This is a genomic window from Halomonas sp. YLB-10 (assembly GCF_003856855.1).
Taxonomy (GTDB): Bacteria; Pseudomonadota; Gammaproteobacteria; order Pseudomonadales; family Halomonadaceae; genus Halomonas; species Halomonas litopenaei.
The window spans coordinates 26,473-42,661 of sequence record NZ_RRCU01000003.1; the positions used below are offsets into that span (position 1 = coordinate 26,473).

12 protein-coding genes are annotated in these 16,189 nt (G+C 63.3%); 2 read left to right on the top strand and 10 right to left on the bottom strand.

The genetic code is table 11. From position 1 onward, the window contains the following. Positions 1-4: 4 nt before the first annotated feature. The 6 genes from nqrE to EBB56_RS07550 all read right to left on the bottom strand — a co-directional run bounded on the left by nqrE (position 5) and on the right by EBB56_RS07550 (position 6,440). On the bottom strand, positions 5-622 hold the full coding sequence (gene nqrE / locus EBB56_RS07525) for an NADH:ubiquinone reductase (Na(+)-transporting) subunit E (RefSeq protein WP_045992662.1): 618 nt from the start codon (positions 620-622) through the stop codon (positions 5-7). A 1-nt stretch (position 623) separates the two neighbouring features. After that, positions 624-1,292 carry an NADH:ubiquinone reductase (Na(+)-transporting) subunit D gene (locus EBB56_RS07530; RefSeq protein WP_045992663.1) on the bottom strand — a complete coding sequence of 223 codons (669 nt, stop codon included), beginning with the start codon at positions 1,290-1,292 and terminating at the stop codon, positions 624-626. A gap of 2 nt (positions 1,293-1,294) precedes the next feature. Further along, complete coding sequence (locus tag EBB56_RS07535; protein ID WP_108132830.1) at positions 1,295-2,113, bottom strand: Na(+)-translocating NADH-quinone reductase subunit C; 819 nt, start codon at positions 2,111-2,113, stop codon at positions 1,295-1,297. Next, positions 2,113-3,339 carry an NADH:ubiquinone reductase (Na(+)-transporting) subunit B gene (locus EBB56_RS07540; protein ID WP_045992665.1) on the bottom strand — a complete coding sequence of 409 codons (1,227 nt, stop codon included), beginning with the start codon at positions 3,337-3,339 and terminating at the stop codon, positions 2,113-2,115. The genes EBB56_RS07535 and EBB56_RS07540 overlap by 1 nt, the downstream gene beginning before the upstream one ends. Beyond that, positions 3,339-4,688 carry a Na(+)-translocating NADH-quinone reductase subunit A gene (locus EBB56_RS07545; RefSeq protein WP_108132831.1) on the bottom strand — a complete coding sequence of 450 codons (1,350 nt, stop codon included), beginning with the start codon at positions 4,686-4,688 and terminating at the stop codon, positions 3,339-3,341. The genes EBB56_RS07540 and EBB56_RS07545 overlap by 1 nt, the downstream gene beginning before the upstream one ends. A gap of 294 nt (positions 4,689-4,982) precedes the next feature. Next, positions 4,983-6,440 (bottom strand): glyceraldehyde-3-phosphate dehydrogenase, encoded by a 1,458-nt coding sequence (locus tag EBB56_RS07550; RefSeq protein WP_045992667.1) that lies wholly within the window; start codon positions 6,438-6,440, stop codon positions 4,983-4,985. Positions 6,441-6,623: 183 nt separating this feature from the next. Between EBB56_RS07550 and mfd the strand changes: the two genes are divergently transcribed. Both mfd and EBB56_RS07560 read left to right on the top strand, forming a co-directional pair. Then, positions 6,624-10,073 carry a transcription-repair coupling factor gene (mfd, locus tag EBB56_RS07555; protein WP_124803688.1) on the top strand — a complete coding sequence of 1,150 codons (3,450 nt, stop codon included), beginning with the start codon at positions 6,624-6,626 and terminating at the stop codon, positions 10,071-10,073. Positions 10,074-10,190: 117 nt separating this feature from the next. Next, positions 10,191-11,246, top strand: a complete 1,056-nt coding sequence (locus tag EBB56_RS07560; RefSeq protein WP_108132833.1) for a L,D-transpeptidase family protein — start codon at positions 10,191-10,193, stop codon at positions 11,244-11,246. A 579-nt stretch (positions 11,247-11,825) separates the two neighbouring features. On the opposite strand, the gene EBB56_RS07565 is transcribed toward EBB56_RS07560, so the two are convergent. The 4 genes from EBB56_RS07565 to topA all read right to left on the bottom strand — a co-directional run bounded on the left by EBB56_RS07565 (position 11,826) and on the right by topA (position 16,168). After that, on the bottom strand, positions 11,826-12,089 hold the full coding sequence (locus EBB56_RS07565; protein WP_045992670.1) for an Lpp/OprI family alanine-zipper lipoprotein: 264 nt from the start codon (positions 12,087-12,089) through the stop codon (positions 11,826-11,828). Positions 12,090-12,287: 198 nt separating this feature from the next. Further along, positions 12,288-12,854, bottom strand: coding sequence for a murein L,D-transpeptidase family protein (locus EBB56_RS07570; protein WP_231498647.1), 567 nt, complete (start codon positions 12,852-12,854; stop codon positions 12,288-12,290). Between the two features lie 216 nt (positions 12,855-13,070). Then, positions 13,071-13,538, bottom strand: a complete 468-nt coding sequence (locus tag EBB56_RS07575) for a DUF6586 family protein (protein WP_045992672.1) — start codon at positions 13,536-13,538, stop codon at positions 13,071-13,073. Further along, positions 13,535-16,168 (bottom strand): type I DNA topoisomerase, encoded by a 2,634-nt coding sequence (topA, locus tag EBB56_RS07580; protein WP_124803690.1) that lies wholly within the window; start codon positions 16,166-16,168, stop codon positions 13,535-13,537. The genes EBB56_RS07575 and topA overlap by 4 nt, the downstream gene beginning before the upstream one ends. Between the last annotated feature and the right edge of the window lie 21 nt (positions 16,169-16,189).

The window sequence follows — 16,189 nt, forward strand, 5'->3', positions numbered from 1 at the left end:
GCACTCAGAGCTGGATGCCGGAGAAGGACATGAAGCCCAGGGACATCAGACCCACGGTGATGAAGGTGATGCCCAGTCCCTGCAGGGAAGCGGGCACATCGCTGTACTTCAGTTTTTCGCGGATACCGGCCAGGGCGGTGATCGCCAGCGCCCAGCCGACACCGGCGCCCAGGCCATAGACCACGGACTCACCGAAGTTGTAGCTGCGCTCGACCATGAACAGGGTGCCACCGAGGATGGCGCAGTTCACGGTGATCAGCGGCAGGAACACGCCGAGGGCGTTGTAGAGCGCCGGCACGAACTTGTCGAGGAACATCTCGAGGATCTGCACCAGTGCGGCGATGACGCCGATGTAGGACAGCAGACCCAGGAACGACAGGTCGATGTTCTCGGCGCCGGCGATGCCGGTCCAGGACAGCGCGCCTTCCGCCAGCAGATACTCGAGGATCAGGTTGTTCACCGGCACGGTGATGGTCAGTACCGCTACCACCGCGATGCCCAGACCGATGGCCGAGGATACCTTCTTGGACACGGCCATGAAGGTACACATGCCCAGGAAGAACGCCAGTGCCATGTTCTCCACGAACACCGAGGCAACGAAAAGGCTCAGATAGTGTTCCATGTTACACGGCCTCCTTCGGCTGGGTGTTTTCCTTCATCACGAACTCGTTGTCCTCGACCTGCTCCGGGTTGAGGCTGCGCAGCACCCAGATGATCAGACCGATGATGAAGAAGGCGGACGGCGGCAGCAGCAGCAGGCCGTTGGGCACGTACCAGCCACCGTTCTGCACGGTTTCCAGGATGGTCACGCCGAACAGGCTGCCGGAGCCGAACAGCTCGCGGAAGAAGCCGACGGTCATCAGGATGAAGCCGTAGCCCAGACCGTTGCCGACACCGTCGAGGAACGACAGCGTCGGGGTGTTGGTCATGGCAAAGCCTTCGGCGCGGCCCATCACGATGCAGTTGGTGATGATCAGACCGACGAATACCGACAGCTGCTTGGACATCTCATAGGCAAAGGCCTTGAGGATCTGGTCCACCACGATCACCAACGAGGCGATGATGGTCATCTGCACGATGATACGGATGGAGGACGGAATGTGATTGCGGATCAGCGAGACGAACATGCTCGAGAACGCCGTCACGAAGATCACGGCCAGACTCATGACCAGCGAGACGCTGAGGCTCGAGGTCACCGCCAGCGCCGAACAGATACCGAGGATCTGCAGGGCGATGGGGTTGTTCTTGAAGATCGGCGTCAGGATGACGCCCTTGGGAGTCGGTGCAGACATCGTCAGGCTCCTTCGCTGTCGTCAGAGGGGCTGGCGTCGGCGCTGGCCTGGCTGTCCACGCCATCGCGGAAGCGCGCCAGGTAGTGACCGAAGCCTTCCTCGCTCAGCCAGAATTGCACCAGCTTGGTCACGCCGCGGCTGGTCAGAGACGCGCCGGACAGGGCGTCGACCTCGGTGGACTCGCTGGCACCACCCTTCACCAGCTGGATGGCCGGCTCCATGGTGTCGCTCGAGGCGTAGATTTCCTTGCCTTCCCACTGCGCCTTCCAGCGCGGGTTGTCGACCTCGCCACCCAGGCCAGGTGTCTCGGCGTGGGAATAGAAGGTGATCCCGCCGATGGTGTTGCCGTCACCCTGCACAGACAGGTAGCCGCGCATCAGGCCCCACAGGCCCTGGCCACGAATCGGCAGCACGATCTGCTCGGGGTTGTTCTCGTCACCGACCAGATAGATGGTGGAGAACTGCTCCTGACGGCCGAGACCGGCGATGTCCTTCTCCCCGGACAGGGTGCGCGACTGGGCCGGATCCTTGGCGGCCTGGAAGCCGTCATAGGTCTCGGGATCGACCTCATCGGTGTACTCCCCGGTGTCCAGATCGACGACCTTGGCGGTGACCGCCTGGGAGAACTCCTTGCCGACGTCCATGCCCGGTTCGTACAGGTCGGCCACGGCCAGGATGTTGGACTTGCGGTCCAGCTCCTGGTTGCGCTCCTGGCGCGCCTTGAGTCCCACCGCCGCCGTCGACACGATGATCGAGCAGACGATACACAGGGAGAAGGCGACCGTCAGGATCTTCTTGATGGAGTTGTTACCTTGTGCCATCAGGCGGTCTCCTCGGCCACGACAGCGGTGCGCTTGGCGCGACGCTTGATGTTGGCCTGAACAAAGAAGTGATCGATGAGCGGCGCGAACAGGTTGGCGAACAGGATCGCCAGCATGATGCCCTCGGGGAAGGCCGGGTTGACCACACGGATCAGTACCGTCATCACACCGATCAGGGCGCCGAAGATGAAGCGACCCGGGTTGGTCATGGACGCCGACACGGGATCGGTGGCCATGAACACCATGCCGAAGGCGAAGCCACCCACCACCAGGTGCCAGTACCAGGGCATGGCGAACATGGCGTTGGTGTCGGAGCCGATCAGGTTGAGAATGGAGCTCATCGCTACCATGCCGAGGAACACGCCGGCAACGATCCGCCACGAGGCGATCTTCATGCCGATCAGCACCACCGCCCCGATCAGGATGGCAAGCGTCGAGGTCTCACCCACGGAGCCGGGAATGAAGCCAAGGAAGGCGTCCCACCAGCTGTACTGGTCCTGCAGTGCGGCCATACCGCTCTGGTAGGCGGTGGACAGCGGCGTCGCGCCGGTAAAGCCGTCGGCGGCGACCCATACGGCATCACCGGAGATCTGCGCCGGATAGGCGAAGTACAGGAAGGCACGACCGGTCAGCGCCGGGTTGAGGAAGTTCTTGCCGGTACCACCGAAGATTTCCTTGCCGATCACCACACCGAAGGTGATGCCGAGCGCCACCTGCCACAGCGGGATGGTGGCCGGCAGGATCAGGGCGTAGAGCACGGAGGTGACGAAGAAGCCTTCGTTGACCTCGTGGCCGCGCTTGATCGCGAACAGCACTTCCCAGAAGCCACCGATGACGAAGGTCACCAGGTAGATCGGGAGGAAGTAGGTGGCGCCCAGCACGAAGTTGGACCACAGGCTGCCGGCGTCGTGGCCACCGGCGAAGGTCAGCAGGATCATCTCGCGCCAGCCGCCCATGGAGTCGTAACCCGCGGCGATGGCCTCGTTGGCCTGCCAGCCAGCGTTCCACATGCCGAAGAACATGGCCGGGAAGGTGCAGAACCACACCGTGATCATCATGCGCTTGAGGTCGATGCCGTCACGCACGTGAGCCGTGGTCTTGGTCACGCTGGGAGGCGCATAGAAGATAGTGTCCACCGCCTCGTACAGCGGATAGAACTTCTCGTACTTGCCACCCTTGTGAAAGTGCGGCTCGAGATTGTCGAGTGTCTGTCGAATACCCATCATCAGGCCTCTTTCTCGATCATGGTGAGGTTGTCACGCAGGATGGGACCGTACTCATACTTGCCCGGGCACACATAGGTGCACAGCGCCAGGTCTTCTTCATCCAGCTCGAGGCAGCCGAGCTCCATCGCCGACTCGATGTCGCCGACGATCAGCGAACGCAAGAGCTGCGTGGGCATGATGTCCAGCGGCATCACCTTTTCATACGCACCCACCGGCACCATGGCGCGCTCGGAACCATTGGTCGAGGTGGTCGGCGCATAGTTGCGCAGGCCCTTCAGGCTCGACAGGTAGATACCCAGTACCGAGTGACGATTGGCACCCGGCGACAACCAGCCCATGAAGGCACGCTTGTTACCCTCTTCCAGCAGGGTGATCTGGTTGTGGAAGCGGCCCAGGTAGCGCAGGCTGCCTTCGGCGGTGAAGCCGGAGAACACGCCTCCGCTGATGACGCGGGTGTCATCGGCAGACTTGATCTCGTGATCCAGCAGTTCGTCAGTGCTGGCACCCACACGGGTACGCACCAGACGCGGACGCTCGGCACGCGGGCCGCCCACGGCGACCACCCGGCTCAGGTCCAGCTTGCCTTCACTGAACAGCTTGCCGAAGGCGATCACGTCCTGGTAGCCGATGTGCCAGACGCGACGCTGCAGCGACACCGGGGACAGGAAGTGAATGTGGGTACCGACCAGGCCCGCCGGATGGGGACCGGCAAAGCTCTCGTGGTGGACGCCCTTGACCTTGGTGCCCGGAATCTGGGCATCGGTGGCGGTGCACAGGAACACCTTGCCCTCGGTCAGTCGACCCAGCACCTTGAGGCCGTCCTCGAACGCCTCGGCCTGCTCGTTGATGACCAGCGACGGATCGGCGGCCAGCGGCTGGGTGTCGATGGCGGTGACGAAGATATCGGTGGGTACGGCGTCGGGCGCCGGGGTACGCGAGAACGGGCGAGTGCGCAGCGCGGTCCACAGACCGGACTCCACCAGTTGGTCGACCACGGTCTGACGCTCGAGGGACTCGAGCGCATCGCGGCCATGGGCCGTGAAGGACTCGGCCTCGGCGCTGTCGTCGACCTCGATCACCACCGACAGAAGCCTGCGCTTTTCCCCGCGATTGATCGCCACTACTTCACCCGAGGCCGGCGAGGTAAAGCGCACGCCCTCGATCTTCTTGTCGGTGAACAGTAATTGGCCCAGCTTGACCTTGTCCCCCTCCTTGACCTCCATGGTCGGCTTCATGCCGATATAGTCGGTCCCCAGGAGCGCCACGTGGCGCACCGGTCGCGCATCCTCGATACGCTGCTCCGGCGCTCCCGTGATGGGGAGATCCAGGCCTTTCTTGACTTCGATCATAGACTCGCCCAGTTGATGGATCGTAGATAATGGACGGAGGTTCGGTGGAAATGAGAGGAATTCTTGTTATAAGCCACGCATCACCAGTCACGCCGAGGCGACATCGAACCACCCCGAAAAATCCCCAGCATTATAAAGACAAGCCAGTGGATTGACCACATGATCGAACGTCGCAGAACTGCGTGATTCTGCAAAACCGCTTCCATCCCAAACAGAAAAACCCCTTGCCAAACAAGGTTGGCAAGGGGTATTCGAGCTACCTCAACGCGAGACTCTCGCCCCGCTCGGCACGGACTAGGCGTGACGCGGCAGCTTACAGAAGGCCACGTTGGAGATCTGCTGCAGGATACGAATCACCTGGCAGCTGTAGCCGAACTCGTTGTCGTACCACACATAGACCACCGCGTGGCGGCCCTGGGCGATGGTCGCCTTGGCGTCGACGATGCCGGCGTGACGGTTGCCGACGAAGTCGGTGGAGACCACCTCCGGCGAGTCGACGAAGTCGATCTGCTTCTGGAAGGCCGAGTCGATGGACATGCGGCGCAGGTAGTCGTTGAGCGACTCGGCGTCGGTCTCGCGCTCGAGCGACAGGTTGAGGATCGCCATCGACACATTGGGCGTCGGCACGCGGATGGCGTTGCCGGTCAGCTTGCCACCCAGCTCCGGCAGTGCCTTGGAAACCGCCTTGGCGGCACCGGTCTCGGTCAGCACCATGTTCAGCGGTGCGCTGCGTCCGCGACGGTCACCCTTGTGGTAGTTGTCGATCAGGTTCTGATCGTTGGTGTAGGAGTGAACGGTCTCGACGTGGCCATGCTCGATGCCGTATTCGTCGTTCATCACCTTCAATACCGGCACGATGGCGTTGGTGGTGCAGGACGCCGCGGAGATGATGCGATCATCCTGGGTGATGTCGCCATGATTGATGCCATAGACGATGTTTTTCAGGTCGCCCTTGCCCGGGGCGGTCAGCAGCGCCTTGGACACGCCCTTGCACTCCAGGTGCTGACCGAGGCCAGCCTCGTCGCGCCAGATACCGGTGTTGTCGACCACCACGGCGTTGTTGATGCCGTAGGCGGTGTAGTCGACATCGCTCGGCGAATCGGCGTAGATGACCTGGATCACGTTGCCGTTGGCGGTCAGGGTGCGGGTCTCCGGGCACACGCTGATGGTGCCGTCGAAGGGACCGTGAACGCTGTCACGACGCAGCAGGCTGGCGCGCTTTTCCAGATCCTTGGCGATATCGCCACGACCGCGCACCACGATGGCCTTGAGGCGCAGCAGGTTGCCGCCACCGGCCTTCTCGATCAGCACGCGGGCCAGGATCCGGCCGATCCGGCCGAAGCCGTAGAGCACAACGTCCTTGGGCTCGCCATTGCCGGCGTCAGGATCGTGACAGTCGACGATCTCGGCCAGCTGCTCGCGCATGAACGCCAGCGCATCGCCACCGCCCTGCTTCTTGAATGCCACACCCAGCTTGCCCACATCGACGTGAGCCGGCCCCAGATTCAGCTGGGTCATCGCCTGCACCAGCGGGAAGGTATCCTGCACCGACAACTCGGTACCTTCGATCTTCCTGACGAAACGATGGTCCTTGAGGATGCGGATGACGCTGCGGTTGAACAGCGAACGTCCGAACATGGTGGTGACCACGTTATTGCGACGATACAGGCTGCCGATCAGCGGGATCATCTGCTCGGCCACGGCCTGGTTGTCGTGCCATTGCTGGAAGACGATATCGGGTTGCTGGCTCACGAGAGACCTCTAAGTCTGATGGGGAAACGAGCGTATTATCAGCCCCCCCCTTGAAAGGGGCAATGACTGTATGGTCGCACCTCCTGTAGGCCCGTTACACAAATCGCGGTTTGACTACATGAGCGAGATCGGGCTGGTATGATGCCTGCTCGACCTCTGAACGCCAGCGAAACGACATCCTCTATGCCTACCTTTTCGCCGCTCGATCCGCCGCATCCCCAGGGCGCCCGTGACACCCTGTACCTCACCACGCCCGCCGGCAGCGCCAGCGCCCTGGCGCTTTCGCGCCTGGCTGCCGACGCGCCACTGCTGGTGATTACCCAGGATACCGCCGAGGCACTGAGGCTCGAGAACGAACTGGCCTTCTATGCCGACGTGCCGGTACTGCCCTTCCCCGACTGGGAGACGCTGCCCTACGACAGCTTTTCGCCCCATCAGGACATCGTCTCGTCGCGGCTGCGCACCCTCCGGCATCTGCAGGATGGTGTGCACGGCATCGTGCTGGTACCGATCAATACCCTGATGCAGCGTCTGCCGCCCGTGGACTATATCGCCGGACGGGTGCTGACCCTGGAGGTCGGCGCCACCCTGCAACGGGAGACCTTCCGCGAACAGCTGTCACGGGCGGGCTACCGGGCGGTGGAGACCGTCTTCGAGCCGGGTGAATACGCCCTGCGTGGCGCCCTGATCGATCTCTTTCCCATGGGCAGCGACCATCCGCTTCGCATCGACCTGTTCGACGACGAGATCGACACCCTCAGGAGCTTCGACCCCGACACCCAGCGCAGCCTCGACAAGGTCGAGCGGATCGACCTGCTGCCGGCGCACGAGTATTCGCTGTCACGCTCGGCCATCGCCTGCTTTCGTGAAGGCTTCGAGACCCTGTTCGACGTCGACCCACGCCAGTGCCCGCTTTATGTCGATGCGCTGAAGGGCATCCCCTCACCCGGACTCGAGCAGTATCTGCCGTTGTTCTTCGAGGCCACCGCTTCACTGTTCGACCATCTTCCCGCGGATACCCGCGTCGCCCTGATGTCCGGCTGCCGCGAAGCCGCCGAGCACCACTGGCAGGCGATCACCAGCCGCTACGAAAATCTCGGCGTCGATCCGACCCGCCCCCTGCTGCCGCCCCACCGTGCCTTCATCCCGGAAGCGGAACTGTTCGGGCTGATCAAGACCCACCCCAGGGTCGAGCTGACGGCAGACAGCGAGCATCCCCACGCCCATCCCTCGGATGCCAGCGACGCCCCCCAGGTGGCGATCAATGCCAGGGCAAAGGATCCGCTGGCGGCGCTCAGAGGCTTTCTGAACGAGCACGCAGAGCGCCGGGTGCTGTTCGTGGCCGAGTCCCGTGGGCGTCGGGAAGCGCTGGAGGAGACCCTGGCCCCCGCTACCGGTGCACTGGACGCCGCGGACGGATTTTCCGACTTCCTCGCCGGCAGCTCTCGCCTGGCCATCGCCGAGGGGCAGCTCTCCAGCGGTCTGTCGCTCGGCTCCCCCGCGGTCAGTGTGATCACCGAGACGGAACTGTTCGGCGAGATCGTGCGCCAGACCCGCCGCCAGGCCAAGGCCACCGACGACAACGAACTCGCCGTACGCCATCTTTCCGAACTCAAGGTCGGCGCCCCGGTGGTCCACCAGTCCCACGGCGTCGGCCGCTACCGCGGGCTGGAAACGCTGGAAGCCGGCGGCCAGGCGGCCGAATTCGTCAGCCTCGAGTACGCCGACGGCGCCAAGCTCTACGTGCCGGTGGACAGCCTGCACCTTATTTCCCGCTACGCCGGTGCCGACGATGAACTGGCACCGCTGCATCGACTGGGCTCGGAACAGTGGGAAAAGGCCAAGCGCAAGGCCGCCGAGAAGATCCGCGATACCGCCGCCGAGCTGCTCGACATCTATGCCCGCCGCGAGGCCCGGGAAGGCTTCGCCTGTGCCGCCCCGGATGAAGAGTACGCTCGCTTCGTCGCCAACTTCCCGTTCGAGGAGACGCCGGATCAGCGGGTCACCATCCAGGCGGTGATCCAGGACATGACCGCACCGCGCCCGATGGACCGTGTCGTCTGCGGCGACGTCGGCTTCGGCAAGACCGAGGTCGCCATGCGTGCCGCCTTTCTTGCGGTACAGTCCGGGCGCCAGGTGGTGGTGCTGGTGCCGACCACCCTGCTCGCCCGCCAGCATTTCGAGAACTTCCGCGACCGCTTCGCCGATACCGCAGTGGATATCGAGCTGTTGTCCCGCTTCACCAGCAGCGGTAGCCAGACAGACACCCTCAAGCGCGTTCGCGAAGGCAAGGTCGATATCGTCATCGGCACCCACAAGCTGTTGTCTCGGAAACTCGACTTCCCCGAGCTGGGGCTGGTCATCATCGATGAAGAGCATCGCTTCGGCGTGTCCCAGAAGGAAAGACTCAAGACCCTGCGTGCCGAGGTCGACGTACTGACCATGACCGCCACACCGATCCCGCGCACGCTCAACATGGCCATGAGCGGTATCCGCGACCTGTCGATCATCGCCACCCCACCGGCCAGACGCCTGTCGGTGAAGACCTTCGTCCAGCAGCGCGAAGAAGCCGTGATAAAGGAGGCGATCCTGCGCGAGATCCTGCGTGGCGGCCAGGTCTACTACCTGCACAACGAGGTCAAGACCATCGAGAGCGCCGCCGAGAAGGTCCGCGAACTGGTGCCCGACGCCCGCGTCGCGGTGGCCCATGGGCAGCTGCCCGAGCGCTCGCTGGAACGGGTGATGTCCGACTTCTATCACAAGCGCTTCAACGTGCTGGTGTGCTCGACCATCATCGAGACCGGCATCGACGTGCCCAGCGCCAACACCATCATCATCGAGCGTGCCGACAAGTTCGGACTGGCCCAGCTCCACCAGCTGCGCGGCCGGGTAGGCCGCAGCCACCACCAGGCCTACGCCTACCTGCTGGCGCCGCCGCCTCGCTCGATCACCCGAGATGCGGTCAAGCGCCTCGAGGCGATCGGCCAGGCCGAGGACCTGGGCGCTGGTTTCACCCTGGCCAGCCACGACATGGAAATCCGCGGCGCCGGCGAACTGCTGGGCGACGAACAGAGCGGCCAGATGGAAGCGGTGGGCTACAGCCTCTATATGGAGATGCTCGACCGGGCGGTGAAGGCCATCCGTGAAGGCCGCACTCCGAATATCGAGGCGCCGCTGCAGGAAGGCGTCGAGATCAGCCTCAACCTGCCGGCGCTGATTCCCGACGACTATCTCCCCGATGTCCAGCAGCGTCTGGTGATGTACAAGCGCATCGCCAACGCCGACAACGAGGCCGAGCTCAAGGAACTGCGCGTGGAGATGATCGATCGCTTCGGGCTGCTGCCCGCCCCGGTCAAGACGCTGCTGCGCCAGACCCGCCTCAGGCAGCGTGCCGAAAGGCTCGGTATCGTGCGCCTGGAAGCGGGCGCCGAGCGCGGGCGCGTCCTGTTCGGCGGCCAGACCGCGGTGGATCCACTGACGCTGGTGGGGCTGATCCAGGGGGCGCCGGAACGCTATCGACTGGAGGGCGCCGACACCCTGCGCTTCCAGGCCGATATGGCCGTCGAGGAGACCCGCTTCGAGGCCGTCGAGGCGCTGCTGGACCAACTCAATCGAAAGACTCAGGCGGCCTGAGCCATCCCTTGCAAGGGACTGGCGCAACGCCGCATTAGCGGGCAATCTATGTACATAGGACACCGCAAATTCCGGCCGGGTGATCCCCGGCTTTCACCCATTATCGAGACTGCTGCAATGACTTCGACTTCACTTCGCCGGCCACTCGTCCGCCTCGCCACCCTGTGTGGCGTTGTGGGCGCGCTGGCGGCACCTCTGGCGGCGGCCGACGACCTGCCCCGGGGCCACTACCTGCTGCCCGAAGAAGGCGACCTGATCGGTGAGGTCTACACCGTCGAAGCCGACGAGGAAGACACCCTCATCGATATCGGACACGAGCACGGCATCGGCTTCAACGCCATCACCCGCGCCAACCCCGACATCAGCATCTGGTATCCCGGCGAGGGTACCGAAGTGACCATCCCGGCCCAGTTCATCCTGCCCGATGCACCGCGCAACGGCATCGTGGTCAACGTGGCCGAGATGCGCCTCTACTACTACCCGCCGGCCAAGGAAGGCGAGCCGCGTACGGTGCAGACCTACCCGATCGCCGTGGGCCGCATGGACTGGAAGACGCCGCTGGGCTCCACCACCATCACCCAGATGGTCAAGAATCCGTCCTGGTATCCTCCTGCCTCCATTCGCCGCGAACACGCCGAGGCCGGCGACCCCTTGCCCGGCGTGGTGCCGCCCGGACCCGACAACCCCATGGGCACGCGCAAGATGCGCCTGGGCATCCCCGGCTACCTGATCCACGGCACCAACAAGCCCGAGGGCGTCGGCATGCGCGTCACCCACGGCTGCATCCGCATGCTGCCCGACGATGTCGAGAATCTGTTCGATCAAGTCGCGGTGGGCACCCGTGTCCGACTGGTCAACGAACCGCTGAAGCTCGGCTGGTCCGACGAGCACCTCTATGTCCAGGCCTACCCCTACCTCGACGAAGAAGAAGGCGCGCCGATCGAGGACATGACCGCCGCTATCGAGGAGGTCGAGGCCGCCGTCAAGGACAAGGACTACGATGTCGACTTTGCGCGCCTGCGTAGCGCCATGGAGACGCCCAGCGGCCTTCCGGTCGCCATGCAGACCACCACCCCGGCAGAACCCAAGCCGCTGCCTGGCAGCCTCTATGACCATATCGAGTTGATCGCCGACGAGCCTGCCCTGCTGGGACAGGTCAGCCACGAAGGCTGAACCGGCGACCACAGGCACCACATCAAGCACGTGACGTGCACGGCGCCCCGACAGGGGCGCCTTTTTTTGGCGCCAACATTTCCAGCGGGGGCCTCGCCGGCATGGTGGCGACACCATGATCCAGCTCAAGCGATGCATCCGCAGCAGTCAGCCGTCAGGCAGAGGAGAGGCAGCCGTCAGGCGGCAAGCGACAGGACAGGCAGCCGTCAGGCAGAGGAGAGTCAGCCGTCAGGAGACAAGCGACAGGACAGGCAGCCGTCAGGCAGAGGAGAGGCAGCCGTCAGGAGACAAGCGACAGGACAGGCAGCCGTCAGGCAGAGGAGAGGCAGCCGTCAGGAGACAAGCGACAGGACAGGCAGCCAGACAGGCAGCCGTCAGATGAAGGAACAGGCAGCGGTCAGACGATTGGCTGGCAGCTCCCGCCCACCATCAATCGTCATGCAATGATCACACGCCACAAACGACTGAGGCCCCACCTTTCGGTGGGGCCTCAGCCTATCGTTTCATGACCTGGACGACCTGATTTCGATGAAACCCTGACGTCCTGTCGGTCAATCCCGCGAACGGGATGCGAAACGATTACTTGCGCATGGAGCGCTCGAACATGCGGTTCATCTCTTCGCGGTTCTGCTGAGACAGCTGCAGGGCCGCTTGAGCGTCACGCTGTGCCTGGTTGGCAGTGTTCTGAGCCTGAGTGGCGATGCTGCGAGCTTCTGCAGCGTCGGCCTGAGCGGACTCAGCGGTCATGCGGACTTCTTCCAGAGCGCTGGAAGAAGCACAGCCAGCCAGAACGGCCAGAGAAGCGGCGGCGGCGGTCAGCTTCAGGGTAGTCTTCAGAGTCATGGTGTTCTCCTTGAGTCTTCCTTGGTACTGCGTTGGTGACAGTAACATACCCGATCAGGGTATGTATCCATCAGGCTTCCTGCAAAGGCAGGCCTTTCTTGCAGCGACTTGTGCTGCTAAGCACAGGAGTCAAACGCTGTTTTATAATACACAACGGCGCTTGTCCATAGTCTTGAACGTCCCTTGCGCCCCTAAAGACTAGCGGATGACGACGCGAGTGCCAACATCAATCAAGCCGGAAAGTTCCCGAATTTCATGATTGGTCACGGCGACACATCCGTTGGTCCAGTCAAAGTTGCGATGGATGTCCATGTCTCCATCGCCGACTCCGTGTATGCCGATATAACCGCCCAGGATCGTCTGCTGGGGCGGGCTACGATGCCGGCGATAGTAGTCGAAATAGTCGTCGTAATCCTGCTGACTGTACAGCCCCGTCTCCAGCGCCATCCTGGCGTGGGTGGGCGTCGGATAGTCCAGGCCGATGAAGATGTCGAACTTGCTGTCGAAGTTGAAGCGATTAACGTGGAACTCGCCTCTTGGCGTGGTCTTGTCGCCCATGACCCGCTGGGACTTGGCGCCCCCTCTACCGACCGAAATCGGTGAGTATCGAGCCAGCTCCACCCCCCCGCGATACACCGTCAGGCGAGACTCCTGGTTATCGATCAGGACCCAGATCTCGCTGGAGGAGTCCGGGACAATGGCACGGCGAAGCTGGTCCTCCACCATGTCCATGCTGGCACTGACACCCAGAGGGAGTAGCAGCATGGCACCAAGTATCATTTGGATGAAACGGCGACGTTGACTCTGGGCGAACATGGATAAACTCACTGTGAATAAACGAAAACATCTGTGACGCAGTGTAATCCCGATTCTGCGGAACTTCACGCGGAACCTGGCCGATTTCACGGCAGGCAAACGAGCTCTGTCGCAGCTATCAAATGACGGCGCACAGAAGCGTCGCCGGCCGACGACACTCTGCCTTTACCATTCCTCACTGGTCTGGCGTAAGGCGGCGATCTCGACCTTGGCCGCCTCGAGGCAATGCTGCAATTCCTGCCCCAGATCCGCCTGCCGGTCCACGGCAATTACCCCGGACAATGCCGGCGAGCGAGGTCGACTCGCACCTTCATCGCCATGCAGCGCCTCGAGATGACCGATGACACGGTATAGCCAACTGCTGCCGTCGCGGGCCAGCTCACGTAGCCGATGAACCTCGGCCACGGCGGGTGGGTCATCACCCAGCAACAGGCTTCGCCAGTCATGTTCCGCCAGATGAGCGTGCTCGCAGACGTCGCGCAGCAGGGCGTCGATCGCCAGCTCGAACAACGCCAGGGCGCCCTCCTCGCTGGCCCTCTTTCTGGCGCCCTGGTGCTCGTCATCACCCGGCGCCACGTCCAGCAGCAACTGCGCCTGATACAACAACTGATTGGTGCGGGCCCGCGGTGTCACTTGCGCTTGTCCTCCACCACCCACTTGTTACCGTCCCAGCTCGCCTTCCAGCCACTGGCCTTGCCATTGTCGCCGTCGGTCATCACGAACTGCTCCTTGAGCTTGCGCGAGAAACGAATCTGAGCCGGGCGCCCATCCGGATCCTGGTCCGGCGCATCGAGCAGGTAGTGGTACTTCTCCGGCAGCTCGGCGGCGTGGGGCTTCAGTTCCTTGACCAGAGGCGGACGGGTCTCCCGGTTCTTCGGGAACTTGCTGGCGGCCAGGAACAGCCCGCTGGCGCCATCGCGCAGCACGTAGTGGTCTTCCACCTTCTGGCAGGCCAGTTCCGGCATGGGAATCGGATCCATCTTGGGCGGAGCTACTTCACCGTTGCGCAACAGCTTGCGGGTATTCTTGCAGCTGCCACTGGTGCAGCCGAAGTACTTGCCGAAGCGCCCGGACTTGAGCTGCATCTCGGAGCCGCACTTGTCACACTCGATGACCGGGCCGTCGTAGCCCTTGATGCGGAACTTGCCCTGTTCGATCTTGTAGCCGTCACAGTCGGGGCTGTTACCGCAGATATGCAGCTTGCGCCCTTCATCGATCAGGTAGCTGTCCATGGCGGTGGAACACACCGGACAGCGTTCCTTGGCGCGCAGGGCATCGGTCTCGGCTTCTTCGCCGGCATCGGCGGCGACAGCTTCTTCACCCGGCAGCAGGTCGATGGTGGTCTTGCAGCGCTCCTTGGGCGGCAGGTTGTAGCCGCTGCAGCCGAGGAAGACACCAGTCGAGGCGGTACGAATCTGCATCTTGCGCCCGCAGGTGGGGCAGTCGATATCGGTGGGTACCGGCTGATTTGGCCGCATCCCCTCGTCGCTCTCGGCCTTGGCCAGCTCCCCGCGAAACTCCTGATAGAAGGCGTCAAGCAGCTCACGCCAGCTACGCTCGCCCTCGGCGATCTCGTCGAGGCTATCCTCCATGCGCGCGGTGAAGGAGTAGTCCATCAGGTCGGGGAACGACTCCTTGAGTCGCTCGGTGACGATGTCGCCCAGCTTCTCGGCGTAGAACCGTCGGTTCTCGAGCTTGACGTAACCACGATCCTGGATGGTGGAGATGATGGCGGCGTAGGTCGAGGGGCGACCGATGCCGCGCTTCTCCAGCTCCTTGACCAGGCTGGCTTCGGTGTAACGGGCCGGCGGCTTGGTGAAGTGCTGCCTGGGGTCCAGCGCGTCGAGGTGCATCGGGGTGCCCTCGCCCAGATCCGGCAGCGCCTGATCCTCTTCCTTGCGCCCCATGGGGGTCATCACTCGGGTGTAGCCATCGAACTTGAGCACCCGGCCCTTGGCCTTGAGCTCGTAGCCGTCCACCACCACGCTCAGGGTCGACGACAGGTATTCCGCCGGGGTCATCTGGCAGGCGACAAACTGCCGCCAGATCAGTTCGTACAAGCGCTCGGCATCCCGCTCCATGCCCGCCAGGTCGGTCGAGCGACGGGACACCTCGGACGGCCGGATGGCTTCGTGAGCCTCCTGGGCGCCTTCCTTGCTGGAATAGCGGTTAGGGGCTTCGGGCAGGTAGCGATCGCCGAACTCCTCACCGATATAGTCACGCACGCTCTCCACTGCCTCGCGGGACAGGTTGGTCGAGTCGGTACGCATATAGGTGATGTAGCCCGCCTCGTAGAGCCGCTGGGCCAGGGTCATGGTCTTCTTCACCGAGAACCCCAGCCGGCCACTGGCGGCCTGCTGCAGCGTCGAGGTGATGAAGGGGGCGTTGGGCTTGGACCGGGTCGGCTTGTCTTCCCGCGAGGTGATCGCAAGACTGGCCTTGCGCAGCGCAGCGATGCGCTCGAGGGTCTCGCTCTCGCTGGTGGGCCTGAACGTCTTGCCATCCTGACGTACCAGCTCGAAGCGGATGGCCTCGCCGTCCGGCGTCACCAGGTCGGCATGAACGTCCCAGAATTCCTCGGGCACGAAGGCGCGAATCTCGCTTTCGCGCTCGCTGATCAGGCGCATGGCCACCGACTGGACACGACCGGCCGAGAGCCCGCGGGCTACCTTGGCCCACAGCAGCGGCGACAGCATGAAGCCCACCACACGATCGAGGAAGCGGCGAGCCTGCTGGGCCTCGACCCTGGGCATGTTCAGCTGACCGGGGTCGGTGAAGGCTTCCTGGATGGCATTCTTGGTGATCTCGTTGAACACCACCCGGCGATAGCGTTGCTCGTCCCCACCGATGGTCTCGCGAAGGTGCCAGGCGATGGCTTCCCCTTCGCGGTCCAGATCGGTCGCGAGATAGACGGTGTCGGCTTTCTCCGCCAGCTTCTTGAGCTCGGCCACGACCTTTTCCTTGCCCGGCAGGATCTCGTAGTTGGCCTGCCAGCCATGGTCAGGGTCGATACCCATGCGTCGTATCAGCTGGCTATGCGCCTTCTGCTGCTTGTAGACCGCCTTTTCCTCAGCCGACATCTTGCGCGTCGCGGCCGCCTGGCGAGCCCGCTCCTTGGGATCGGAAGCCGCCTTGCCAGAGCCGCTGGTCGGAAGATCACGGATGTGACCCACGCTCGACTTCACGATGAACTCGTTGCCGAGGTACTTGTTGATCGTCTTCGCCTTGGCGGGCGACTCGACGATGACCAGAGACTTGCCCATAGTACTCCACAGTAGTCAGGG